This window comes from Alteromonas sp. Cnat3-28, from assembly GCF_022348265.1.
Taxonomy (GTDB): domain Bacteria; phylum Pseudomonadota; class Gammaproteobacteria; order Enterobacterales; family Alteromonadaceae; genus Alteromonas; species Alteromonas macleodii.
Window position 1 is genome coordinate 73,180 of sequence record NZ_JAKREY010000009.1, and the last position, 24,865, is coordinate 98,044.

A 24,865-nucleotide genomic window follows, 5' to 3' on the forward strand; every position below is an offset into this window, starting at 1 on the left:
GCAATGTTATGTCAGGTCAAAGTAGCAACGACGACATTTATCTTTTCATTATGCGTCACGGTGAAGCAGAAGCGCCCAGACTCGATGATAAAAGCAGGCAACTTACACCATTAGGTAGAGAGCAAGCCAAAACAGCAGCTTTATGGTTAAAAGACCAGTATTGCCAGAAAGGCATTGTGGACTTAGCGCTTGTGAGCCCTTATCGTCGAGCCAAACAGACCCATGATATGGTATCGCTTGATATCATTGCGAACAAAGTTGAAAATAATGAAGATATTGTTCCGGAAGGCTCGCCAAGACTGGTGAGTGATTATATTGATGGACTTCTTCACGCCGCGGTCAATTCCAAAAAACCAATCAAAAAACTTCTTGTTGTTAGTCACATGCCGCTAGTTAGCTATCTCGTTGATGAACTGTGCCAGTCTTACACCACAAGTTTGTTTTCTACGGCCTCAATTGCTGTTATCAAGTATTCTTTAAAAGAGCACAAAGGCACGCTGGTAACGCATTATCAAGGACTGTAAACGCCTTGCTCCTTCTTAGCGATTAATTTCGGAAATTGAACAATTAATCGTTAAGTATATTCCCACATGGTCGATAGACTCTTTGAGAGTGTCAAAGTTTATTCTATTGAAGGGTTGGGAAATGGACAGCAAATCTATTCCTGAGCTCCTTAAACGTTCATTGCAATCGCATATGGCGGAGGCTGATTTACGTGAAGATAAGGAGACGCAGGATATTATTGCCAAATTATCTGAATTGTCAGATAAGGTCGCTGCTGCGAAAGCTAGAGCGCTGGCAAATAGAGCACAGCGTCTAGCTGACGAATCAAAAGGTTAGCTGATAAGGCCGAAAGGCAGGTTAACCACCAAAACGTTTAGTGGTCGTTATTCGACTCTTTAGGTGCAACATAGTATTCCGGCATGATTCTGACGGTTTTTATCATGCTTTCTGAAATGTCTACAATTTCTAACGGATAACCCGCCAAACGCACGCTTACTTTGTTCTCAGGAATATCTTCAAGATACTCAAGTAATAAACCATTAAGGGTTTTAGGGCCTTCCGTAGGCAGGTTCCAATCCATTTCTCTGTTCAATTCTCGGACGTTGGCACTACCATCAACCAATACTGAACCATCCTGTTGTACGTGTGCTTCCTTACTGTGGTCTGGAACCATACTGGTGGTAAAGTCACCGATAATCTCTTCAAGAATATCTTCAAGAGTGACTAGACCCATAATGTCGCCATACTCATCAACAACCAGAGCAATGCGCTCTTTTTCGGCTTGAAACTTATACATCAGCGTGTGCAGCGGGGTAGATTCAGGCGTGTAGTAAATCTCACGAACTGCGCGAAGCAAGCTTGATTTAGTAAACTGGTCTTTTGATAGAAGGCGCAGGGCGTCACGCACATGCACAAAGCCTACCGCATCGTCGACACTGTCTCGGTATAATAAAACACGGGTATGTTGAGCATGGGTTAACGCTTTTTGAATTTTCTTCCAATCGTCGTTAATGTCGATAGCAAAAATTTCAGCACGTGGCACCATGATATCTTCGGCCGTTACGCTTTCTAAGTCCAAAATACTCACCAACATATCTTGGTGTCGCTTAGGGATCATGGCACCAGCTTCAAAAACCACGGTTCTTAACTCTTCTCGACTTAACGAGTCGTCACTTCCACTTGCAGGACTAATTCTTAGCAAAGCTAGAATGCCGTTTGTGATACCGTTAATCGCTGCCACAAAAGGGTACAGCAAGGTAAGTAGTGGAAGCAGAATAATGGAGCTCGGAAATGCCACTTTTTCTGGATACAGCGCAGCTAGTGTTTTCGGCGTTACTTCTGCAAAAATAAGTAGGACCAGCGTTAAGCCAAAGGTAGCAGCAAACAGCCCCCAATAGTCACCGAATAAACGAATACAAAGTATGGTTGCAAGCGAGGATGCTGCAATATTAACTAAGTTGTTTCCGATGAGAATAAGGCCGATAAGGCGATCAGGTCGTTCTAGAAGTTTAGCAACACGTATAGCTGAGCGGTTGCCTTCTCCTTGCAAATGCTTGAGTCGATAACGATTAATCGACATCATGCCAGTTTCTGAACTAGAGAAATACGCAGATAGTAATATGAGTACGCCGAGCGCGATAAACAGCGTACTCGTTGATATGTCGTCCAATTAATGGGTTCCTGTCTTAACTTAGGCTTCAAATGTATTGATTTGAGGTGCGAGTTTCAAGGGAAAATTGTTGATATGCCCCTAATTAACTAGATAACACCAAAAAGTGACAAGCGCCGCCGAGCCGCCTGAAAAGCAAGCTCGGCAGCGAGCTCAGCAATAAATACAGGGAGTTTTAAAGAAGAAATTCGCGAACTAGTTTGCTACCAAAATAGGCAAGGGACAGTAGCGTCACACCCAAGACTGTCATCACAATAACTTGTCGCCCGCGCCAACCTCGAAGTTTCTGGCCTATTAAAAGAATGAGAAAAACAACGAGAGCGGCCGCTGATAGCACCGTTTTATGCGCGTAAGTTTTGTTAAACATATCTTCTAAGAAAACAAACCCGCTAATTAGTGAGACGGTTAGTAAACAAGTTCCCGCAAGCAACAGCTTGAACAAAATGTTTTCTACAAGCATTAAAGGCGGTAGTGATGAATGTAGTAGCGCAGCACCTTTTTGCTTCAAACGGTAGGTAATGTAGGACATTTGCAGTGCGTATAAGAATGCAATGACCAAAGTGCAGTAAGCAAACAATGACAAACTAATATGGATAACTAAGCCCGGCTGCAGCTCTATGTGCATGATGTACGACACGGGAATAAACTGTGAGGCGAGTACCGTAAGACTTGCAAAGCCGAAAACAACAGGAAGTAAAATAAGATTAGGAATGGCGCGGGCAAATATAAGCATGGATACTGTGATTATCCACGACACTAATGAAAGTACGTTGGTTACACTCATGTCTTGCCCAGGCGCGACAATAATAACGTTGGTGAGAAAAGCGATATGTGCAATTGCCCCAACACTAGCGATGGATAGCCCTAATCGCTTATTCGGGCCGTCTTGGTGTACGAATTTGCCAATAAGTACTGCCGCAGCTAATGCGTAGAGTAAAGCAGCAGAAATGGCGAAAAGGGTGTTCATGATGCGTCCTGTAATAGGTAGGTGACGTCTTCACCGACTGAGTCGGTATTGATACTGCAACTTGCAAGTAAATTCAACCATCTCCTTGATTTTGTTTGTTTCACACCCACTTTTAGTGTGGGTATAGGATCATGGAAGGACAATTTTTACTCCATATCGACTTCGAAATTCGTACATCAAATTTCGACAACTCTTGACGCAAAAGTTTAAAAATTTAACCGCAATTGTGGGTACGTTACCGTTCGCTTTTACGTTACAATGCGGGCATTACGTCTGAAATAAAAAGAAGTTTCATACTATGTTTGAGAATTTATCAGAACGCTTAGGCCAGACATTACGAAATGTCAGCGGTAAAGGGCGTCTTACTGAAGACAATATTAAAGAAACGCTACGCGAAGTGCGTATGGCGCTACTTGAAGCCGACGTTGCGCTACCCGTAGTAAAAGCGTTTGTTGCACAGGTAAAAGAGCGTGCAGTTGGTACCGAAGTAACCAAAAGCCTCAAGCCTGGCCAAGTATTTATTAAAATCGTTCAGTCTGAACTAGAGTCGGTGATGGGGGAAGCGAACGAAAAGCTTAACCTCGCAACTCAACCTCCGGCTGTTGTGCTTATGGCGGGCTTACAAGGTGCGGGTAAAACTACGTCTGTAGGTAAACTTGCGAAATACCTAACTGAGCGCGAGAGAAAGAAAGTGATGGTAGTGAGTGCCGACGTTTATCGCCCGGCCGCTATCAAGCAGCTTGAAACCCTTGCCGGTGAAGTGAATGTAGCTTTTCACCCGTCAACGATTTTACAAAAGCCCATTGATATCGTTAACGATGCCATTGTTGAAGCGAAGAAGAATTTCTTCGATGTACTACTAGTGGATACAGCAGGTCGTTTGCATGTCGACAACGACATGATGGACGAAATTAAAGAGCTTCACGCTGCCGTTAAGCCAATTGAAACTCTGTTCGTGGTTGATGCCATGACTGGTCAGGATGCTGCGAATACGGCAAAGGCGTTTAACGACGCGCTACCGCTAACCGGTGTAATACTGACCAAAGCAGATGGTGATGCACGAGGTGGTGCTGCACTGTCGGTTCGTCACATCACGGGTAAACCTATCAAGTTTATCGGTATGGGCGAAAAGGTTGATGCACTTGAGCCTTTCCACCCTGAGCGTATTGCGTCTCGTATCTTGGGCATGGGCGACGTACTTAGCCTTATCGAAGAGGTTGAGCGTAAAGTCGATAAGTCGAAAGCGGAAAAGCTGGCCAAGAAGGTACAGAAAGGAAAAGGCTTCGACCTGCAAGACTTTAAAGATCAGCTTGAGCAAATGAAGAACATGGGCGGCATGATGGGAATGCTTGATAAGCTTCCTGGCATGGGCGGTATGTCTGACAAAATTAAAGATCAGGCAAACGACAAGCAGTTCAACCAAATGGAAGCCATCATTAATTCAATGACCCCGGCTGAACGTGCACGTCCAGATATGATTAAAGGGTCGCGTAAGCGCCGTATTGCGGCAGGCTCAGGTACGCAAATTCAAGACGTAAACCGTTTGCTTAAACAGTTTACGCAAATGCAGAAAATGATGAAAAAGATGTCTGGCGGCGGCATGAAGAAGATGATGCGCCAGATGAAAGGCATGATGCCTCCGGGTGGTGGTTTTGGAGGCCCTGGTGGTCCAGGTGGCCCAGGTGGATTCGGCGGTCCTGGCGGGTTTGGCGGAGGCGGTGGCTTCCCACCACGTTAAGGCTATCGCATAATTTTATAACGCTAAAAAACCTCAATCTCAGCAATGGATTGAGGTTTTTTTTATTTTTTGCATCCAGTATCACTCATCAATCGTTTGGCTTGTTGAACAGGACGTGAGCAGTACTTATCGCATCGCGCGTTTAAGTGACGTCTCTTCACGAATCAACAAGTACGGAGATGAAGATGGAATTCAATAAAACATCACAGCAAAAATTAAAACTGTCACTGTTGGCGACGGCAATGGTTCTCGCGCTAAGTGCCTGCGACGGTGACGACGGAACAAATGGTGTCGATGGGACTGATGGCGCGCCTGGCCAAGATGGTGCACCCGGTCAGGATGGAACCCCAGGCTTTGCGTCAGCGACTTTCTTGGTCGCAAACAATGGCGATGACAACCGCAATACGGTTACCTCGATTGACCAAAACGCGAACGTCTTATCCACGGTAACCACAGGAGCCAATGAGGGGATTGTATTCACGCAAAGCGGAAGCTTGGTACAAGCTGGCGACAGTGATTTACCGTTATTAAGAACGCTTTGTAATTTTGAAGCTCAAGCCGACTACATGATGAGTACAGGGCATGAGATAACGGGCGCAACTACGGGCCTTGTTAATCCGAAAGGTATTGCCTTTGCTGAAAATGCAGGTTTAGTTATGGTGGCTGACTTTAACGGTCAAAAGGTTAGCGTATTCGGTGGCCAAGCAGCAGGCAATGTTGCACCGATTGCAGAAATAATGACCTCAGCAAAACCATGGGATGTGGCCTATGACGAACAAAGCGATAGATTGTTTGTTGCACTGACCGATGGGACACTCGCGGTTTACGATAATGTCGCTGGTTCTGATTTTGCGCCCACAGTTATGCGTTCAGTGGTGCCTTCAGATGCAGACGGAAATCAAATATCGATTAATCTGCACGGTATCGCTTACGAGCCTATGTCTAATCGTATGGTATTGTCAGACGTTGGCGATGCTGCAATTGCTGATGATGGTCAAATTTTTGTTTTAGAAAATGTCTCTACGGCTGACGGGGCTGTTGTACCAAGTAGAGTGATTGGCGGCGCATCGACCCAGCTTGGTAATCCAGTAGACATTGTTTTAACCGGTTCTGATCTTCGCGTGGCGGAAAAATCCAATGACGCCATTTTGGTGTTCTCAAACATATTCAACGGTGCTAGTGGCGACGTTGCACCAACGCTATCAACGCCTTCAGTAAAACCAGAGTCGTTGGCCGAGTTAACTCAGCTGAACGAGATGAAAGACGCATCGGACGATGGCATAACTACCATGCCTATTATGGGCCTTTCGGTATCAAGTAACCCTGCAAGCGAAGGTGCAACCACGGGGCAAGTAGCGCAATACAGCGCTGTACTTTCCAGTGAGCTAAGCACTTTTGACGCTGGTATGAGCATTGAGAGTGCCGCTTTCACGGCTAGCGGTGATGGCGTCATTACTTTCGATGATGTTGAAACCTCAACGGGTGGTTTACTCGTGATTAATCGTCTCAAAACCATGCGAGACGGTATGATGTATAACGATAGTTTCGACCACATGATTGCGGGTAGCGATACAGGCTTGATTGCACCTAAAGGGTTAGACATTGCCTCAGAAGCAGGTGTGGTATTTGTGGCAGATGTTAACGAAGCTACTCCTGCCGTTCGCGTATTTTCGCCTTGTGCATCAGGCAATGTTGCGCCTCTATTAACACTTGAAGCTGCCAACGGGGCGCGTCCTTGGGATGTGGATTACGACCCATCGACTGATAGCGCGTATCTGGCGTTAACTAACGGTTCGGTTGCCGTGTTTGAAGAAGTGATGCGCAAAATGGAAAGCGGTGAAACCGTAGTTACGGGTGAAGACAGGCTGATTGTCCCTGCAAGTGGTGGGACAGCATTTGCCGCGCCAACCAACATCCATGGCATAGACTATGATAGCCAAAGCGATAGTTTGGTCATTTCTGATGTAGGCAGCGCAGCGGATGCTACTGACGGTAAATTGTACGTGATTCCTGGCGCAGGCAGTGCCGATGGCATAACGAATGTATCCGTCAATATTGCAGGACCGAACTCAATGTTGGGTAATCCGGTAGACTTGATGCTCAGCAATGGCCATGTATATGTTGCTGAAAAATCAAATGGCATGATCCTGCGCTTTGATAATATTCTAAATGCAGTCTCGGGTGATATTACGCCCAGCTTTAGCATGATGTATCCCGCACCAGAGTCGGTAAATGTATTGTCAGTGAAGTAAAACAGCTGATAGACAGCTTTATAGAAACAGTTCAGTTCATTTCATCGCTGTTCTATGAAAGCTCAATGCTTTCGCTAAGGCGGCACGTACCTAATCAGTACGTGCCGCTTTATATTCATGTGGCGTTATTGGGATATTCAAAAGCTTTGCCAACTTAACTTTTAAACAATAGCATGCTTTATAACCAACAAATCACCGCGCATCTGTGCAAATTCGTGAATTCATAATACACTGACGGGCTACATCGTGCGCATGTGCTCGCTTTCTTTCAGGTATGCAACTTTTACCCTATCAAAGCAGGTACAGTTTTGTGCTGTGTGAGCGTTCACGCGGCAGAGTTATTGATACAGGAACACTATGGCAGGCTTAAAACGTATTATTCTTATCGACACGCATTTACCAGGCGTGGTCGAGCTAAAGCTTGATGGACACACCAATATTTGTGGTACCAATGCGTCGGGTAAAACCACGCTTCAACGACTTATTCCCGTGTTTTACGGCGAGTACCCAAGTCGCGTGGTACCGGCAACCCGTGACAGCTTTGAACGCTGGTATTTGCCTCGTTTATCTAGCTTTATTATTTATGAATACACGCGTGCCGAAGGTGACCTGTGCCAAGCAGTGTTAAGCTCAAATGGAACCGGCGTCAATTATCGTTTAATCGGCAAGCCATTTGAAATCAGTGATTATTTGATAGAGCAAAAGAACGGCAAACACGCTAGTGTAAGCAGCGCCGAGCTTGCACGCGCCATGAAGCGTAACAACATATTGGTTACGAGCTTACTTAATACGAAAGACTTCCGTGCAATCATTCAAAACGACCACGGGGTGCTTAACCAGAGTAACAATGCCCGTGAGCTATTAGGCTACGCCAAAATCTTTAGCCTTTGCGAACCGTCGAAACACATGCGCCACATTGAGAAGTTGGCTAAAGCGGTTCACTCTAAAGAAGGCAAGATGGAAACTATCAAGGCCATGATTGCCGCCATTTTAGAAGAGGACGGTGTTACGCCACCTACTTCAGGCCTAAGCCGCCACCGCGTCGATGACTGGATTAAAGAATGTCACTTAATTAAACAGTTCGACAAAATTCGCCCTGAATTTTCTAAACTCGAACAAGCTGACATGGCGCTAACCACAACAGAGCAAGTGCTTGCTAACCTAAAGCATAGTTTCGAGCTTGATAAGACCTACTTGGCTGCGCGCGTTGAAACAACAAAGAATGAACTGGATGAGAATAGCTTCCAGCGCAAACAAACGGACAACGAGTGGGGTGATACCCGCGATCATCTAAACCAGGTTATTTCATCTGCTCGCGCCGATGTTGAGAAGTTCACCAGTGAACTTGATACGGTAGAGCGTGAATTCGATAAGTGGCAAGACGAAAATATTGAGCAGCTTAAAGAAGATGTGGCAAATCTAGCGCAGTGGCAAAATGAAAAAGCCATGGCCGATAGTCGCTATGTACTGCTTACTGAAAAACACCAAGATATTGAGTCGGCCTACAATAAGCGCTTGGCTGAGCTAGGTGAAAAGCTGTCAATTACTCTAGAAGAAATGTCAGCCGCACGCCAAGAAGCCGCAGAGAATAAAGCTGAGCAGCAGCAGAGCGAGCGTGAAGCATTAAGTCGCATTCAGAGCGACTACAATAGCCAGCTAAGCGCGCTTCAGAACGATTACCAAAATAGTTTGAATGAGCTAAAAGTTGCTGAAGCTGAACTAAAAGCTTCACTAAGTAACGCAGGCTACAACGAGTTTGAACAATCTCAGCTAGATATTCTTGATGCGGCCATCAAAGAAGCATCTATCAATGAAGATGCAGCGCGCGGTGAGCTGCGACAAGCGCAGCAGGCGCACAGTAAATCAGTTGAGTTTCGCAAAGAATGTTCAAATGCGTTAGATAAAGCGCGCAACGCCTTTCAACAAGAAGAAAAAGCGGTTAACAAAATTAATGCACTTCTTTACCCTGGAGAAGGCTCGCTACTTGAGTTCTTGCGCGCCAATGTCGATAATTGGGAGTTATCCTTAGGTAAAGTTGTTCGCCCTGAGCTACTAGAGCGCACTGATTTAGCGCCTGCTATGGCAAAGGATGCACAAGGCGACAGCCATACCTTTATGGGCGTTAAGTTAGCACTTACTGAACTTGATACCCCAGACTATGCCTTTACCGAGCAAGCGCTTAAGCAGCAACTGCAAGAAGCTGAAATTCGTCAAGCCGCTGCCCTTGCTGCGCAAAACGAATGCGAACAGCGCTTGGCGAAAGCGAACGAAGATGTGCGCAACGCCGAGCTTGTGGTTACCCAAAAAGACAACGCTGTTAAGAGTGCCGAAGCCAGCCGTAAACGCGCACAGCAAGACCGCGATACGGTACTTAGCGAATATCAGCAGGCGCTTTCTGCACGTAAGCAAAAAGCCAAAACTAAGCTTGAAGCGAATCAACAGTCGCAAACGCAAGCGAAGGCTCAGTTTGAGCTTAGTCGTGACGAAATCAAAGATCAGCAGCGCGAAGCGGAAACCGAACACAAATTCCATTGGCAGCAGCTTATCGCTGACAGTGAAGCACGTATATCTCAGCTTGATAGCGACATGCGTAAGGCGAAAGACAATGCTGCCCAAGACCGCAAAGATATGCAGGATTGGCTAGAAAGCGAATTGAGCAATCGCGGTGTGGATGTTGATGAAATAGGTCAGCTTAAAAAGCAAATCAATAAGCTTAAAGAAGACATTACGCGCACTGAAACCCACCGTCATAAAGTAGCCGACTACGAGCGTTGGTACACTAACGTGTTTACCAAGCAAAAAGTGGTATGGCAGGAAGGCTTGTCTAAGTCGCGTAAGTTATTGGGCGAATCTGAGCGTAATTTAGCCAGCAAACAAGCAACCTATAAAGCTAACCGCGAACAGCTTCAAGAGCTGCACGGGCAGCTCGAAACTACGCTTAAAACTGCCAGTGAGCACCTAGAACAGGTTAAAACCTTAAGTAAATCTCTTGCCAAGCTTACGCTTCAGGCAGGTGATGAAACGGCTGAAATTAAGCACGACGATGTAAGTATTGGTCAGCGTATTTCAGAAGTGCAAAGCCAGCTTCAAGAGCGCGAAAACTTACTAAGCGATATTCGCGCCTATGTAGAGCGGTTCGACCAGCTTATTGCCGCGCAAGCGGGCACAGGTTTGTCGGATACGTGGGAGCGCGCCCGTGAAGAGTGTGCAACGCTAAACGCCCACGGCGTGAAGAGCTTTGATCACCGCCGTATGGTGTCGCATTTAGCACAGCTTCTAAACGTGATTGTTCCGCAGAAGCTACAGGGCTTGCGTGAGCAAGGCCGTATCTTTGGTGCCGATCTTTCGCAATACTACTTTGTACTTGCCGATATCGACAAACGCATTGTGTCGCAAAGTCGCCGTATTACCCAAGAGGTCGACGGCGACCTTTCTCTTGATGGTGTATCAGACTCGGCTGTTAAAATTCGCTCACGTATTAGTGAACTTGAATTCTGGCCCGAACTTGAGCAATTCAGAAAGCTCTATGAGCACTGGATGGAAGAGGGGGCTAACGAGTTACCAGAGGAAGAGTACGGTCAAAGTATGCGTCGGGTTCTTGATATTCTTGGCCGTGCAGCGCTTACGGGCGGCATTAGCAAGCTACTTGATATCGAGCTACACCTACGTGAGGGTAAAAGTGACCTTGTTATTCGTACCGACCGCCAGCTTAACGAGTCATCAAGCCACGGTATGGCCTACCTAATTTTGTGTAAATTCTTACTCGCATTCACCCGTCTTCTGCGCGGCGATGCTGACGCCACAGTGCATTGGCCGATCGATGAACTAGGTACACTTCACCAAAACAACGTGAAGAAAATCTTTGAAGCGTGTCAAAATAATAACATTAGTGTAGTCGGCGCATTCCCTAACCCAGAGTCAGAAGTATTGACGTTGTTCGAAAACCGCTACTTGATAGATAAGGTAACCCGCCAACTGCAGGTGGTTCAGCCAAAAGCAAGCTCTATAGGGGCGCGCATTAAACAGAAAAAAGAAGCAGAAAAGAACAGTGAAGTAGCAGGTGAGGAGACATCAGCATGATGACAGAACAAGGCCGTGTACTGAGTGCACTTTTACAAGGCGCGTTTATATGTCAGGTGACCGATGAAGAGGCATGGCGTTATCTTAAATCAAGAGACAGCGCTGCGCAGTTAGAACCTCATTTAGCGTTATTAAATCGTACATTATCGACCACCGCTGAGGGTGACGTATTCTTTGCCAGCTTCCTCACCATTGGTGAGAACGAGCGCAAAGTGCTCACACAGCAGTTCCAAGATACAGCATCTAACCTAGTGCCTCTGGTAGAGTGGTTATTGCTAGTTCAGCAAGCTAATGAATCTGATATGCCCATTACCATGGGTAGCGCTATTCGATTAAACGAGTTGCAAACTACCATTGAAGATACGCCCGCCTATGCTGAGCAGTTAGAGAAAATATCGCGCTATCGCATGTTTGGTTCTACCAGTGTGAATTTGGATGGTCAGCTAAAGCAGGTGTTTAAACGCTTAACTGAAATGGGTTATCTGATTAAGCCAAACCCAGATAAACAGATTTATCTGGGCACTGGCAAAATTGAACACCTTTACGAAATGCTACGTTTCATTGATGAAACTGAAGCGCTGAGTTTATCTGAGCAGGCGGAGGCCGCTATTTCGCAAGGTAGCTTGATATGAGCCAGGTGTTAATTCAGGCAGGGACTAAACTATTAAACGCATTGGGTCGTCACAGCGACCTTATCATGCAGGCGTACATTAATGGTTCGGTAAAAGAGCGCGATCACAGCCCTAAGGTATTAGACCAGCTTGTTCAACTAGGCGTATTGTGGCGTCCGGAAGCGCAAAGCGAACTGCGTTTGAAAAGCGCGGTGAGAACCCTTTTAGAGGGGAGCTTACAAGACGAACGCAACCGAACTATCAACGCTAATATTGGTGCGTCGCTGGCAAGCCTTAAAACCCTAACCGAGCACTATAAAGAAGCCCTTCATTACAACAAGTACAATGAAGCGGCAGCCCACATGGGCGATTTAACCGAGCATGTCTATCAACTTTCAGAATCATTGAGTAATAGCGTACGTGTCATGTTTGGCCGTATTAACAATGAGTTTGGCTACGTGTCTTCGGTTGAAGCTAAAATTCGCGAAAATGAGCTAGCGCAAGGACAGGTAACCGATTTACTTGCCCAGCTTGAGTGTTTCCGCTTCGATGAGTTAAGTGAACTGGCGGGTTCTAACCGTGAACTTCGTCACTTGCTGGTGGTGTCGCTACAGCAGCGCTTTGCCAAGGCCGCACAGGAGTTATCAGTAGTACAAGCACGCTTATTAGACTTGTTAGGCCGGTTTAGAGAGTTCCAAGGCCGTACACGCTTGCTTAAAGGCTTCTTGCTACACATGGAGCAGCAGCCTGATTTTGCGCCTGGCAACTACGCCAACCTGACTAACGTACCTGTGTTGTTTAATCAATCGGACACGATTATTGCTAACGCAGCACCAGACGTGAACAACGTTGAGCATGAAGCCGATTATCAAAATATTGTGGCGTCGTTAACCCACGTACACAAACGTCAGACTAAGCACGAAGACACGAAGCCAGTCGATATTGATGTGACTGAGCAATCAACTTTGTCGCTTGAAAAAGATCCATTGCAGCAAGCGGTAGAAGCGTATTTCTGTGAAGTCATCGATTCTGGTCAGCCTAAAACGGCGCTGGATTACTTTGAAGAACAGGCTTTAGACTTTGACCCTGAAGTGTGGATTTATCAGGTGATCGGGGGGTATCAAGCCCTAAACGATGAAGATAAGCAGTTTTTTGCATTAGAATCCCACGGTAATAACGATAAAGTCTATACGGGTAATTTCTATATTAACGATATTACATTGGGCTTGCGTTAACGTCATTTCTTAATTTTACCCATCGCCTGTAAAAGTAAGTCTGGCCCACGTTTATTAAGGGTGTGCCAGGCTTTCATACAACGTCAACGGTTCAAACTTAAACGTAAGTTAACAATGTTGATTAACTTCGTTCTTTTCTTTTTCACGCCAATTTTTGCGATGTGTGACACTTGGAACCTGTCAAAAAACACCTATAATGCAATAGGTGTTTACACTTATTTAACATTGTGAACTAAAAGCTTCATCGCGGCGTAACACTATCGTCAATTCAGCGGTCTACATTATTAGCCCTGTTAAACCTTGGAACCAAGTTAAAGGTTTATAGGTCCTATCGTAGTTCAACAACGACGCGTTATTGATGCTTTGGGTGTTAAATAGCTCGGTGTAGACACAAAAAAATTATCGCTACTGCTAGGACGCAGAGCATGTTGTGGTACTGCCGCGTACAGTACGAAGAGGAAGAGTGTTATGCAATTATCAGAAGAACAAAGTTTTAACCAAGCCCTTATCAAGCTTTCAGTATTACTTTATCAAGTCGACGGAATGGTCACACTGTCGGAACAAGACTACCTGAATGCAATGGTTGAGTCTTTAGACTGGCAAAGCCCAATCTGTCGCGAAGCATTTCTAAACGACACGATATACCAAACGCGAAAGGCCATTGACACCGGCGATGCCATGACGTTTTTACGCAGTTTGAAGCACGACCTATCGTTTGATGCCGAGAAAACGTTAGAGGTTGCAATGGCGATCACGGGCGTTGATGGCGAGCGAAGCGAGGAAGAAACCGAACTTCTATCATTACTTACCCATAAATTACTCGCCAAAGCATTAGTTTCGGGTAAAGATACACTGCAATAATCGCTTTTTATTGCCATAAACCTAAACGTTAACAATGCCAAATTTTACCGTTAAAGCAGCACACGCATGTGCTGCTTCTCTCGCGCTGTTCTTATTGAGCGGCTGCCATTCGTCGCACAGTTCTCAGTTCAGCGCCAGTGCACAGGCCTTCCCGGTTGGTGTGCAGCCTTTCGATAATTACCTAAATGAAGTTGAACGTTACTTGCTTGAACATAGGGCATTTATTTCTGACGACAAAGCACAAGAAATGTCCATGAATATGCCATTTGAATGCGGCACACAATACCGCAATATTGGCGTCTTGTTAGTTCATGGATTAGGCGATTCACCTTACTTTTTTCGTGATGTCGCCAACGCCATGTGCAGTGAGGGCATTCACGTTAGAACCATCTTGTTGCCGGGACACGGCTCGAAACCCGGAGACATGTTAAATGTTAGCTATCAGCAGTGGCAGACAGAAACTAATCATCACATACGACTATTTTCCGAAGAAGTAGACAACCTCTACATTGGTGGCTTTTCGACAGGCGCTAATTTAACCACAATAGCGAGTTTTTCGATGGCTGAAGAGCTTGATATAAAAGGGCTAATGCATTTTTCACCAGCCTTTAAATCACGCTTCTTTGTGTCCCGGTTAGCGCCTTATATTGACTCATTATTTCCCTGGCCTAATGTTGAAGAAGAAGATAACCCAAGCCGCTATAACTCCACTGCAATGCCAGGGTTCGCTGCCTATCAAGAAAGCGTAAATGTGCTTCAAGATTTATTCTCTAAATCGGAAAAAGAAAAGCGTGCGTTGAATTTACCTGTGCTTATGGTGGTGGCAGAAAAAGACAGTGTGGTTGACACATCAAAAGTAGCTGAACAGTTTAGAGATAATTTTACTCATCCACACAAGTGTTTATTGTGGCAGGGTGAGGACGAACCCGATGTACCTGAAAATACACTCATCATGCAAACCATGAAGGTCCCGGAGCAGCGTATTAGCGCAGCCTCTCATATGAGTACACTTTTTTCAGATAAGAACCCGCTATATGGTACTGCGAGTGACTTTCGCATATGTGATAACGGTCAATGTAGTGACGCTGAAGCGCGCTGCAAAGCCGGCGAAGAAGTGTGGTATGGGCCGTGGGGATTTGAGCCCGATAACGCTGATGAAGAGTTAGCAACTAATAAGAAAGACAAGGTGTATGCAAGGCTAACCTACAACCCTTACTTTGATAGGATGGTCGATCAACTACTCGCCTTTACAGGTAAAGCCAAAGTCAAAGCGTTCTGTAAAACCTACTAGGGCAGTAGGTTCTTAATCCATTTGAAAGCTCTAACATCAGCCGTTTTTTAATAAAAAAACGCCCAAGCCTTAACGCGGGTAGTAACACTTGTTGTTACAACACACGTAGCTTGGGCGTCTCTCTTATTTCTCAAAGCAAACCTAGCGCACAGTCGCCGTTTAAATGCCGCTTAAATAGGCATAGCGCCTACTTAAACGGGAAAATCCTAGGAATGCTGTGCGTTGGCTTCTTCCATTTCCTTCTCAAGCTTAGCGCTTTCGTCTGCACGTGGCTTGGTAAACCGGGCAAGTGCAAGATACAAAACCGGTGTCAGGTAAAGGGTAAATACTACGGCAATACCCAATCCACCAAATACGACCCAGCCAATAGCATTACGAGCTTCTGCGCCAGCGCCTGTGGACAGAATGAGCGGCAGGCCACCTAGGATAGTTGAAACCAGCGTCATCATAATAGGGCGTAAACGCACTCTACCAGCCTCAACAATAGCATCGTAAATATCATAACCCTTATCGCGAAGCTGGTCGGCAAATTCAATCAAAAGAATCGCGTTTTTGGCGAGAAGACCTATCAACATTACCAAGCCAATTTGCGAGTAAATATTAATGCTGGTGCCGGTTAAAAACAGGGCATAGACCGCGGCTGCAATACCAAAAGGAACGGTAAGCATAACCACAACCGCACTGTTCACACTTTCAAATTGTGCAGCCAATACAAGCAGTACAATAACAAAAGCCAACACATAGGTAAGCGCTACTTGCTTAGACGTTTCTTCGTAAGTTTGTGCTTCGCCAAGAAACACAAGTCCGATACCGTTCGGTAATGATTCTGCTGCTAGATTGCGAATATTCTCTACTACATTACTAAGCGCTACGTCTTCGGGCAATTCCATTTCCAGCTTAATTGCGCGGCGCTGTGCCTGACGCTCTAATTCAGCGGCAACACCTTCTTCACTGATGAAAGCTACGCTAGAAAGAGGCACCAAGTTTCCGTCGGTACTTTTCACATATAAGCTAGTAAGCTCAGATGGATCTAATGTACTGCGATTATTAGTTTGCAGCATGATAGGGATAGATTGGTCGCCCACATTCAAATCTGCGATATCATCGCCGTTCACTGCGGCGCGCAGGGTACTTGCTATATCGGTAAGCGGCACGCCCAGTTCTTCAGCACGGCGTCTGTCAATATTTACTCTCATCTGAGGTTGGGTAGGGTCGTAGCTTATTCTCGGTCTACCTAGTTCAGGTAGTGCATCTTCAATCTGACGAGAGAACGCTTGTGAAGCTTCGAAAATGTTTTCATAAGTGTCGCCAGTTAAAGCTATTTCAAGCCCGCCGCTTTGACCGCGAAGGTTCAAACTATTGCCGCCAAAGGCACTGCCTGGCGCACCAGGAATTTGCTGAAGCTTAGGGCGTATTTCATTTACTACTTCTTGCAGAGATTTGTCTCGGTCATCCCAATGCTTCAAAGGCGCTGTGATAAAGACGATGTTGGGATCCCACGAACCGACTACCGTGTAAATGGAATCTATGGTGCCGTTATCCACATAGGGAAGCAGCAGTTCTTCCATCTTTTCAGCTTGTCTGTCCATAAAGTTTAGGCCAGCACCGTCTGGACCTCGTGCAAAAATACGAATTGTGCCTCTGTCTTCGCTTGGCAGTAATTCATTATCGATATTTTGCGATAAAATATAAGCGCCACCGCCTGCTGCTAAGCTTAACACACCAACTACCCAGCCATATTTGAGCGCTTTTAATAATGACGCCTGATACAGGCGCAAACAAGCGTTGCCAAAACGGCCAAAGGTCTTGCTAAACAAACCGCTTTCTTTCGCTTCTTTCACCTTCAGTCGGGCGGTAAGTGCAGGAACCAAGGAAAGGGCGACGAAAGATGAGATTATAACAGCGCCAGCTAATACGCCTCCAAACTCCCTGAATAAAAGCCCTGCAGTAGAAGGAAGGAATGCGATGGGAATAAATACTGAGGCGAGTACAGCGGTTGTTGCTACCACTGCGAAGAATACTTCTCGTGTGCCCACCACGGCAGCCGCACGGGCACCTAGACCCATACTTCTACGACGCTGTATATTTTCAGAAACCACAATAGCGTCGTCTACTATCATACCCGTGGCCAATACAAGAGCGAGGAGGGTAAGAATATTAATGGAAAAGCCCATGCCCCAAATAATAGCCAGTGCACCCGCTAGCGAAACGGGTATCGACAGGGCAGGGACGATGGTGGCACGCCATGAACCAATAAACACTAAGAGTGTGACCACGACTAACGCCACGGTCAAGCTGAGTGAGACGACCACTTCTTTAACCGAGTCGCGGATAAACTCTGCATCATCGGACGTTACTACGATATGCATATCAGTAAAACGCTTGTCGAGGTCTGCGACCATGGCCAGCACTTCATCTGAAATCTCAATAGTATTAGAGCTTGCTTGACGTATTACGCCAACGCCTATGACTGGCGTTCCATCCAAACGAACTACGCTGGTGGTGTCGGCAGGGCCGAAGTACACACTGGCAACATCATTAATGCGAATGTCACCGCTTACAACAATGTTACCCACATCTTCTGCCGATACCGAAGTTGCATCAGCTCGCACGATTAACGCTTGTTCGGCAGATTGAATACTGCCAGCGGGTACATCAAAAGGCGCAAGCGATAGTGCATTAGCAATGTCACTCATCGATAGGCCAAAACTGGTTAATCGTAGAGGATCCACAGAAACGCGCAGCACACGCTCTCTTTCTCCATCTAACATAACGTCGGCAACGCCAGGAATGCTTAAAAACAATGGCGCGACATCGGTGTCAACGCGTTCGGTGAGCGTCTCCATGTCCAAGGTATCACTTGAAATAGCAAGGCTTACAACCGCCTGAGCGTCGCTGTCGGCCCGAATGATCGATACTTGTTCGACATCTTCCGGAAGCTGTCGCTGAATTCGACTGACCGACTCACGTACTTCGTTAGCCGCGTCTTCCAAGTTAACGCCGGGGCGAAACTCAACCCGAACACGGGCCGAGTTTTCTTCACTTTGCGCATAGATGTCTTTGACGCCACTCACACGTGCAACCGCACCTTCAAGGCGACCAGTTACTTCGGCATCTACTGTTTCAGGAGATGCGCCGGGAAATTCTGCTGTAACGGTTACCTGAGGTGTATCTACATCGGGCAGTTCGCGCACTTCAAGACCGCTCAATGCAGCAAACCCAGCGATAGCAATAAGTAGATTTAGTACAACAATAAGAACCGGGCGTCGAATAGATAGCGATGGTAAGTCGCTAACTGACGAAGATAGGTTTGGATCACTCACCTTGAGGCCCTCCGGCCAGTTCGGTAGTAATCTCTTGTCCGGTACGTAAGCGTTGTACACCTTCAGAAATTAGTGTGTCACCTTCTTCAATGTCGCCCGAAACAAGGATAGTTCCTCTAAGACGCTGATGAACACTCACGTCAACACGTTTAGCCTTACCGTCTTCGGCAAGCCATATGTAAGCGCCAGTAGCTCCCCACAAAAGTGCGGCTTCTGGAATGGCAGCAAAGCGATCGCCTTCAATGCTTAAATTAACCCGAAAGCTCATGCCAGGGCGAAATTGATCAGAAGAGTTGTCGAGTAATGCTCTAGCGCGAAGCGTTCTATCTGCCTCATTGATACGAGAATCAACCTGAGCTATTTCGGCTCTTACTAGTTTCTCTCTGTCACTCCATGGCTCAAGCGTTACGTTTGGCGCATTCAGTAAAACGGGCAATGCTGCTTCAGGCGCTCTGAAGTTAATAAAGAGTTTGCTTCTGTTATCCAGTGTAGTGATCACAGTCTGCTCGTTAATGCGATCGCCTACTTCAACGTCAGTTATGCCCACAACACCGTCAAAAGGCGCAACGATGTGTCTGTCTTGTAAATCGGCTTGAGCTTCTTCCAATGCAACTTCTGCAAGGTCACGTTGAGTGCGTGCTAAGTCCAATTCACTGACCGGCACAGCGCCTTGCTTATAGCTTGATGCTAATCGTTCTACGGTGCGCTGTGCGTCTTCCAAAGTGAGTTTGGCGCGTTTTAATGCCGTTTGCTGACGTCTATCATCAAGACGAACAAGCACCTTTCCTTTTTCTACTGTTTGCCCAGGGACAAAGTTAATTTCTGTTACTTCATCAGCGACGGCAGGATACAACACAATTGAACGAACGGCTTCAGCACTACCTACTGCTTCCACTTTTCGCGTTTCGTTCATAAATTCAATGGGCTTGGTTACTACAAGCTTTGCTTGCCTGTCTCCCATAAACTGCGCATTTGCAGTTGGCACCATCATTAAAAAAAGAGCGCAAAGACCTGTCCATGTCTTCATTGCACCATAGAATGAATTTTTCATTTTAAACCCGTAGCGTTATTGGAACCTGTGCAGAAAAAGCTGCTGGCCCTTTATTTTTGTATTACCAAAACGTATGTTTTGTAGTCGATTGGTCGACCTCGTTGTTTGTACCGTATAGCACCACAGGCGGTTCAGCTAAGCAATTGCAGTTCGGCGTATTCCCTGTACAGGGTATCGCTTTTCATTAACGATGCATGGTCGCCGCTTCCTACGACCTGACCTTTATCCATAACTAATATGCGATCGGCGTGCTGCACTGTCGCAAGTCGGTGAGCAATCACAATGCTGGTTTTGCCTACCATTAATCTATCTATCGCTTGTTGAACCATACGCTCACTCATCGCATCAAGCGCACTCGTCGCTTCATCGAGGAGTAAAATTGGGCGGTCGGCCAAAATAGCGCGAGCAATAGCAATACGTTGTTTTTGACCGCCAGAAAGTTTTACGCCTCGTTCGCCTAACTGTGTGTTGTAGCGCTCATCTAGGTTATCTATAAATTCGTGGGCAAATGCCTGCTTCGCTGCATTTATCACGGCGTCGTCACTTGCATGTGGGCTGCCGTAGCGAATGTTTTCCAACACGGTATCAGCAAAGACCACGGGCTCTTGGGTAACTATCGCAATATGTTGGCGCAGAACGTCTACAGGCATTTTGTTGATTGGCGCACCATTGAACAGTATTTGTCCGGCACTTGGGTCGTAGAAGCGCATTAATAATTGAAATAGTGTTGTTTTGCCTGCGCCACTTGCTCCTACCAGAGCAAGACGTTCTCCTGCTTGAATGTTAATGTTTAAATTATCAAACAAAGGTTTGCTGTTGGGGTAAGCAAAGCTGACATTTTCCAATTCTATTTTTGGTGCCGCTTTGGAGATTATCGGTTTAGCGCTTGCTCCTTTTAATGCTGAGTACGTTGAAGAAGCAGAGGCTTCAGCTGTGTCACCATTCAAAGATCGAATAGAAGGCTCAGTGGTAAATAGCTCGTACAAACGCTCACTTGCACCAACTCCTCGCTGTACTTCACCAATGACTTCGCTGATTGTGGCCACACTGCCGCCAGCCATTACGGCATAGAAAAGGAAAGCGGAGAGTTCACCTACGGTCATAGTGCCGTCTAATACTTGTCTTGCCCCCACCCAAGCAATAAAGATGATGGCCGTCATACTGATACACATGATGCAGCCAATAAGTAGTGAGCGATAGTGAATACGCTTTTTAGCTACGTCCATGGCAAGCTCTACCTTCTTAGAGAAATGCAGTCGTTCGGCATTTTCAGCGGTATAGGCCTGTACGGTCATAATTTCATGGAGACTTTCATCAATGCGTGCACCCAAGTCTGCCACTTTGTCTTGGCTTTCTTTGGCATAACGGCGCACTTGAGGCGCCAGTACTTTGATAGGAACCAGCACAGCGGGTACTGCAACAATTACACAGAAGGTAAGAAGGGGACTAGAAAACGTCATAAGTGCCAGTGCACCAACGAAAGTCACGACCGAGCGAAGGGTCATCGACAAACTCATTCCCACTACAGTCTGGATAATTGTAGTGTCGCTAGTAAATCGAGAAATGACCTCGCCAGTTCTAAGTTCCGCAAAAAATGAAGGCGGAAGAGACAGCAAGTGCGCATATACCTGGTTTCTGATATCAGCACTAACCCGCTCGCCAAGCCAAGTCATTAAGTAAAAGCGCGCATATGTTGCTAAACAGGCCACGATAGTAATGGCTAGCACTAATACTGTGGCTTTGTTTAACGTATCCGCTGCGTTTTCTATGAAGCCGCTGTCGATAGCGTACTTAATGCCTTGCCCAAGTAAAAGCCATGCAACTGCGGCCGTGAAAAGTGCTATAACTGCACCTACAACGCGCGCTTTGTAGCGAAGTAAATGTGAGCCAATCCACTGTAAGACTTGTTTGGTTGATACACTAGCGAGTGGTGTTGTCAAAATTACCTCTTCATGCGCATAACTAATTCATAGCGTTGATTTCGCTACGCTTATTAAAATTCATTATTTGGATTATACGGCAAAGCATGTACATTGGACGTAGGCAATGCGATTACAGCGGCAGTATTTACGCTGGGATGAAAGTTAACGTCGCAGAAGCAAAGCAAAATAGTTAAAACGGGAAAATAACGATGAGTGAAGCACGTACTTTGTATTATGTTCATGATCCAATGTGCAGTTGGTGTTGGGCATTCGTTCCTACTTGGGAGCAAATACAGCGTGAGTTACCCAACGACATTGAGGTTGTCTACTTGCTTGGCGGGCTCGCACCGGATAGTGATTTACCTATGCCGGAACAAATGAAACTTACTATTGCAGGCTATTGGCAAACTATTCAAGATCGTGTGCCTGGAACACAATTCAACTATGATTTTTGGACAAAGTGTCAGCCTCGTCGTTCGACCTACCCTTCGTGTCGAGCAGTTCTTGCAGCAAAAGCGCAGGCTAGAGATAGCGATGAAGCAAAAGCATTAGAGAAGGCAATGATCAAGGCAATTCAAGAAGGGTATTACCTGAATGCGAAAAACCCGTCGGATTTTGATACCTTGATAGCATTTGCTGAAGAAATAGGGCTTGATGTCGAGCGCTTTGAAATAGCACTTAACAGTGAAAGTACAATTGAGAAATTAAACGAAGAAATGCATATGGCGCGTAGTATAGGCGCCCAAGGCTTTCCCAGCTTAATACTCAAATCAAACAAATTTGCCGAGGCAGAAGAGACAAAATCACAAGCGCTTAAAAAGCCACAGTGGCAAAACGTTCCCTACGACTATAACGACGCAAGTGTAACCCTGCGTCATCTATAATCGTTATTGAAAGAAGCGAGTACTTTTAAACTGTGCCTTCCTTGCATTGTTCAAGGCGTAAATCTCCCACCGATTTTGGGTATTCAACACGGGTTGTAACGATTTCAGAAACAGGGACGCCAGAATCCGTTTCTTGGAGCCATACTTTCATATCGTGATGGTCACGAGATTGGTTGAGCGAGTAACGCTTGCCGCCTTCTAAGTTTACATCTAGCCTAACTATCGCCTCGCGAGTGGTACCATCAGGCAGGTCAGTGTTTACGACACTGGCTTGAACAAATAGAACATGCTCTCCCGGCTCAACATCCCGAAGAACTAACGCACCGTTAGGGCGTTGGTTAAAACACATCAACTTTACGTACTCTCGCTTATTGTCAAAGGCTTCTCCGCGGTTAGCGAAAAAGTCTATACGAGCTTCATTGGGTTGGACTTCTGCTTGTTGTGTGACCATATCTGTAGCGGATGAACACGCGAAAAGTGGAGCAATTGATGTAGCGAGTATGAGTGATGATAATTTCATTCGAATAATCCTTCTTCGTGATCCATTTACTGAAGCCTTTGATTAACAAATGCGCCAGAGAAAAACTAAAATCCAGTTAACTGCCATCCTTTAAACTGCATATGGCTTAAGTTTTTTATCCACACTAAATTCTAGTGCTACGTTAACAATACACCACCAGATGTTATTTTAAAGAAACTTACGAAAGATCATGCATGTGTATTTGCGTTCTTAGGCCATCACCTACTTACGGGAGCGATATTGAACTAAACAAAGGATAAATCAGGTTTTTACTTGCATTGAGTGGTGATATCCGTATAATTCGGCGGCCTTCTAATTGGTGTCTAATTTTTAGACGTTGGTTGAAGGCTTAAGTTAACGGTAACGCTACAACGAGTTTGAGGCATTTATGGTTACTATTCGTTTACAGCGTGGTGGCGCGAAAAAGCGTCCATTTTATCAACTAGTGGTGGCTGATAGCCGTCGTGCAAGAAACGGTCGTTTCATTGAAAACATCGGTTTCTTCAACCCAACTGCACAAGGTCAAGCGGAGCGTCTTCGCGTAGATCTAGAGCGTGTTGAATACTGGGTTGGTGTAGGCGCGAGCTTATCAGATCGCGTTTCTAGCTTGGTAAAAGAAGCGAAAAAATCTGCAGCGTAAGCTGTTATTAACTGGTGGTATAGATGAGTCTAGCGTCTGACAAAGTGATTGTTGGCAAAATTGGCGCACCGTACGGTGTTAAAGGTTGGGTCAAAATCAACAGCTATACAGAAACGCCAGAAGGTATTTTTGATTACGCGCCATGGTTTCTTGGCGATGAAAAGGAATACCAAATTGACCAGTGGCGACCGCACGGTAAAAGCCTCGTTGCAAAAATTGTGGGCGTTGATAGTCGAGATGATGCTGAGCGCATCAAAAACTTGGATATCAACATAAATGCTTCACAGCTGCCTGATTTAGGCGACGAAGGGGTTTATTGGCGTGAGCTCACCGGCATGAAAGTAGTAACAACGCAAGGTTACGACTTGGGTGTGGTGAAAGAAGTGTTTAATACAGGTGCTAACGACGTGATTCACGTTAAAGCGAATGTAGGCGATGCTTTTGGTCAAAAAGAAAGACTATTACCTTTTGTGTTCGACGAAGTCGTACAAGAGGTGGATAAGGAAGCGAAGATCATTAAAGTTGACTGGGACCCGGGGTTTTAAGTGACACCGGAAAAGTGGTTCGGCGTTGTTAGCCTGTTTCCAGATATGTTTGCCCCTTTTACCCAACAGGGTGTTATAGGTCGAGCAGTTAAGTCTGGAACGTTATCGGTTGACACCTTCAACCCCCGTGACTTTACACATGATCGCCATCGTACAGTAGACGATCGCCCCTACGGAGGCGGACCCGGTATGCTGATGATGGTAAAACCGCTAACCGACGCAATACAAGCTGCCAAGAAAGTTGGTGGCGAAAAAAGTAAGGTGATCTACTTATCACCACAAGGGAAACCCCTTGACCAAGCAGGCGTACAGCGCCTTGCTAACATTGACCGCACAATTTTAATTTGCGGCCGATATGAAGGCATCGACGAGCGAGTAATCGAAAGCCATGTAGATGAAGAAGTCTCTATTGGTGATTACGTGCTAAGCGGCGGTGAACTGCCAGCAATGGTCCTTATGGACGCGGTTGCTCGATTAGTTCCTGGCGTGTTGGGGCATAAAGCCTCAGCAGTTGAAGATTCTTTCACTGACGGTCTTTTGGATTGTCCGCACTATACGCGGCCCGAAATACTCGATGGTCAAAAGGTACCTGATGTGTTGTTAAGTGGGAACCATGAAAAAATTAGGCAGTGGCGATTGATGCAATCATTAGGTAGAACCTGGCAGCGTCGCCCTGAATTGTTAAATCACCTAGCTCTGACTGAGGAGCAGCAGCGTTTGCTTGAATTATTCCAAGCGCAACTGCAGCAAGATGACAGTTAACTAGGACGAG

Annotated in this window: 19 protein-coding genes; 13 read left to right on the forward strand and 6 right to left on the reverse strand. The window is 46.0% G+C overall.

What is annotated here, in order from left to right:
* Window positions 1-8: 8 nt before the first annotated feature.
* The gene (sixA, locus tag MHM87_RS10905) at window positions 9-524 is read left to right on the forward strand and encodes a phosphohistidine phosphatase SixA (protein WP_014976012.1); all 516 of its coding nucleotides are present in this window, start codon (window positions 9-11) and stop codon (window positions 522-524) included.
* A gap of 121 nt (window positions 525-645) precedes the next feature.
* Entirely contained in the window at window positions 646-840 is a 195-nt protein-coding gene (locus MHM87_RS10910) for a hypothetical protein (protein ID WP_014978722.1), read from the forward strand.
* A 37-nt stretch (window positions 841-877) separates the two neighbouring features.
* On the opposite strand, the gene MHM87_RS10915 is transcribed toward MHM87_RS10910, so the two are convergent.
* Window positions 878-2,173, reverse strand: a complete 1,296-nt coding sequence (locus tag MHM87_RS10915) for an HlyC/CorC family transporter (RefSeq protein ID WP_014948817.1) — start codon at window positions 2,171-2,173, stop codon at window positions 878-880.
* Between the two features lie 175 nt (window positions 2,174-2,348).
* Window positions 2,349-3,140 (reverse strand): cytochrome c biogenesis protein CcsA, encoded by a 792-nt coding sequence (ccsA, locus tag MHM87_RS10920; RefSeq protein ID WP_014948818.1) that lies wholly within the window; start codon window positions 3,138-3,140, stop codon window positions 2,349-2,351.
* 298 nt (window positions 3,141-3,438) lie between these two features.
* Here ccsA and ffh point away from each other — a divergent pair, with 298 nt between their 5' ends.
* The 7 genes from ffh to MHM87_RS10955 all read left to right on the forward strand — a co-directional run bounded on the left by ffh (window position 3,439) and on the right by MHM87_RS10955 (window position 15,208).
* The gene (gene ffh / locus MHM87_RS10925) at window positions 3,439-4,878 is read left to right on the forward strand and encodes a signal recognition particle protein (RefSeq protein ID WP_239259053.1); all 1,440 of its coding nucleotides are present in this window, start codon (window positions 3,439-3,441) and stop codon (window positions 4,876-4,878) included.
* 185 nt (window positions 4,879-5,063) lie between these two features.
* Window positions 5,064-7,130, forward strand: coding sequence for a collagen-like protein (locus MHM87_RS10930; RefSeq protein WP_239259055.1), 2,067 nt, complete (start codon window positions 5,064-5,066; stop codon window positions 7,128-7,130).
* Window positions 7,131-7,487: 357 nt separating this feature from the next.
* A complete protein-coding gene (locus MHM87_RS10935) occupies window positions 7,488-11,210 on the forward strand; it encodes an ATP-binding protein (protein WP_239259058.1) in 3,723 nt (1,240 codons plus the stop codon).
* On the forward strand, window positions 11,207-11,842 hold the full coding sequence (locus tag MHM87_RS10940) for a hypothetical protein (RefSeq protein WP_239259060.1): 636 nt from the start codon (window positions 11,207-11,209) through the stop codon (window positions 11,840-11,842). Before MHM87_RS10935 ends, MHM87_RS10940 begins: the two co-directional genes overlap by 4 nt.
* Window positions 11,839-13,056: a hypothetical protein gene (locus tag MHM87_RS10945; protein WP_061485205.1), complete on the forward strand. Its 1,218-nt coding sequence runs from the start codon at window positions 11,839-11,841 to the stop codon at window positions 13,054-13,056. Before MHM87_RS10940 ends, MHM87_RS10945 begins: the two co-directional genes overlap by 4 nt.
* Window positions 13,057-13,524: 468 nt before the next feature.
* On the forward strand, window positions 13,525-13,917 hold the full coding sequence (locus MHM87_RS10950) for a TerB family tellurite resistance protein (protein ID WP_039227263.1): 393 nt from the start codon (window positions 13,525-13,527) through the stop codon (window positions 13,915-13,917).
* A 34-nt stretch (window positions 13,918-13,951) separates the two neighbouring features.
* The gene (locus MHM87_RS10955; protein WP_239259062.1) at window positions 13,952-15,208 is read left to right on the forward strand and encodes an alpha/beta fold hydrolase; all 1,257 of its coding nucleotides are present in this window, start codon (window positions 13,952-13,954) and stop codon (window positions 15,206-15,208) included.
* A gap of 206 nt (window positions 15,209-15,414) precedes the next feature.
* On the opposite strand, the gene MHM87_RS10960 is transcribed toward MHM87_RS10955, so the two are convergent.
* The 3 genes from MHM87_RS10960 to MHM87_RS10970 form a co-directional block, all read right to left on the reverse strand.
* A complete protein-coding gene (locus MHM87_RS10960; protein WP_049585860.1) occupies window positions 15,415-18,531 on the reverse strand; it encodes an efflux RND transporter permease subunit in 3,117 nt (1,038 codons plus the stop codon).
* A complete protein-coding gene (locus tag MHM87_RS10965) occupies window positions 18,524-19,582 on the reverse strand; it encodes an efflux RND transporter periplasmic adaptor subunit (protein ID WP_014948828.1) in 1,059 nt (352 codons plus the stop codon). The genes MHM87_RS10960 and MHM87_RS10965 overlap by 8 nt, the downstream gene beginning before the upstream one ends.
* A 131-nt stretch (window positions 19,583-19,713) precedes the next feature.
* Complete coding sequence (locus MHM87_RS10970; RefSeq protein ID WP_131137018.1) at window positions 19,714-21,522, reverse strand: ABC transporter transmembrane domain-containing protein; 1,809 nt, start codon at window positions 21,520-21,522, stop codon at window positions 19,714-19,716.
* 191 nt (window positions 21,523-21,713) lie between these two features.
* Between MHM87_RS10970 and MHM87_RS10975 the strand changes: the two genes are divergently transcribed.
* On the forward strand, window positions 21,714-22,388 hold the full coding sequence (locus tag MHM87_RS10975; RefSeq protein WP_168532678.1) for a DsbA family protein: 675 nt from the start codon (window positions 21,714-21,716) through the stop codon (window positions 22,386-22,388).
* A gap of 25 nt (window positions 22,389-22,413) precedes the next feature.
* Here the strand turns inward: MHM87_RS10975 and MHM87_RS10980 are convergent, their stop codons facing one another.
* On the reverse strand, window positions 22,414-22,908 hold the full coding sequence (locus MHM87_RS10980) for a hypothetical protein (RefSeq protein ID WP_039227272.1): 495 nt from the start codon (window positions 22,906-22,908) through the stop codon (window positions 22,414-22,416).
* 388 nt (window positions 22,909-23,296) lie between these two features.
* On the opposite strand from MHM87_RS10980, the gene rpsP reads away from it, so the two are divergent.
* Genes rpsP through trmD form a run of 3 tightly spaced genes read left to right on the forward strand, consistent with a single transcriptional unit; the run spans window position 23,297 to window position 24,855 of the window.
* Window positions 23,297-23,548, forward strand: a complete 252-nt coding sequence (rpsP, locus tag MHM87_RS10985; RefSeq protein WP_014948832.1) for a 30S ribosomal protein S16 — start codon at window positions 23,297-23,299, stop codon at window positions 23,546-23,548.
* A gap of 23 nt (window positions 23,549-23,571) precedes the next feature.
* Window positions 23,572-24,093 (forward strand): ribosome maturation factor RimM, encoded by a 522-nt coding sequence (gene rimM / locus MHM87_RS10990; protein ID WP_049585864.1) that lies wholly within the window; start codon window positions 23,572-23,574, stop codon window positions 24,091-24,093.
* Window positions 24,094-24,855 (forward strand): tRNA (guanosine(37)-N1)-methyltransferase TrmD, encoded by a 762-nt coding sequence (trmD, locus tag MHM87_RS10995; protein WP_080986369.1) that lies wholly within the window; start codon window positions 24,094-24,096, stop codon window positions 24,853-24,855.
* Window positions 24,856-24,865: the final 10 nt, after the last annotated feature.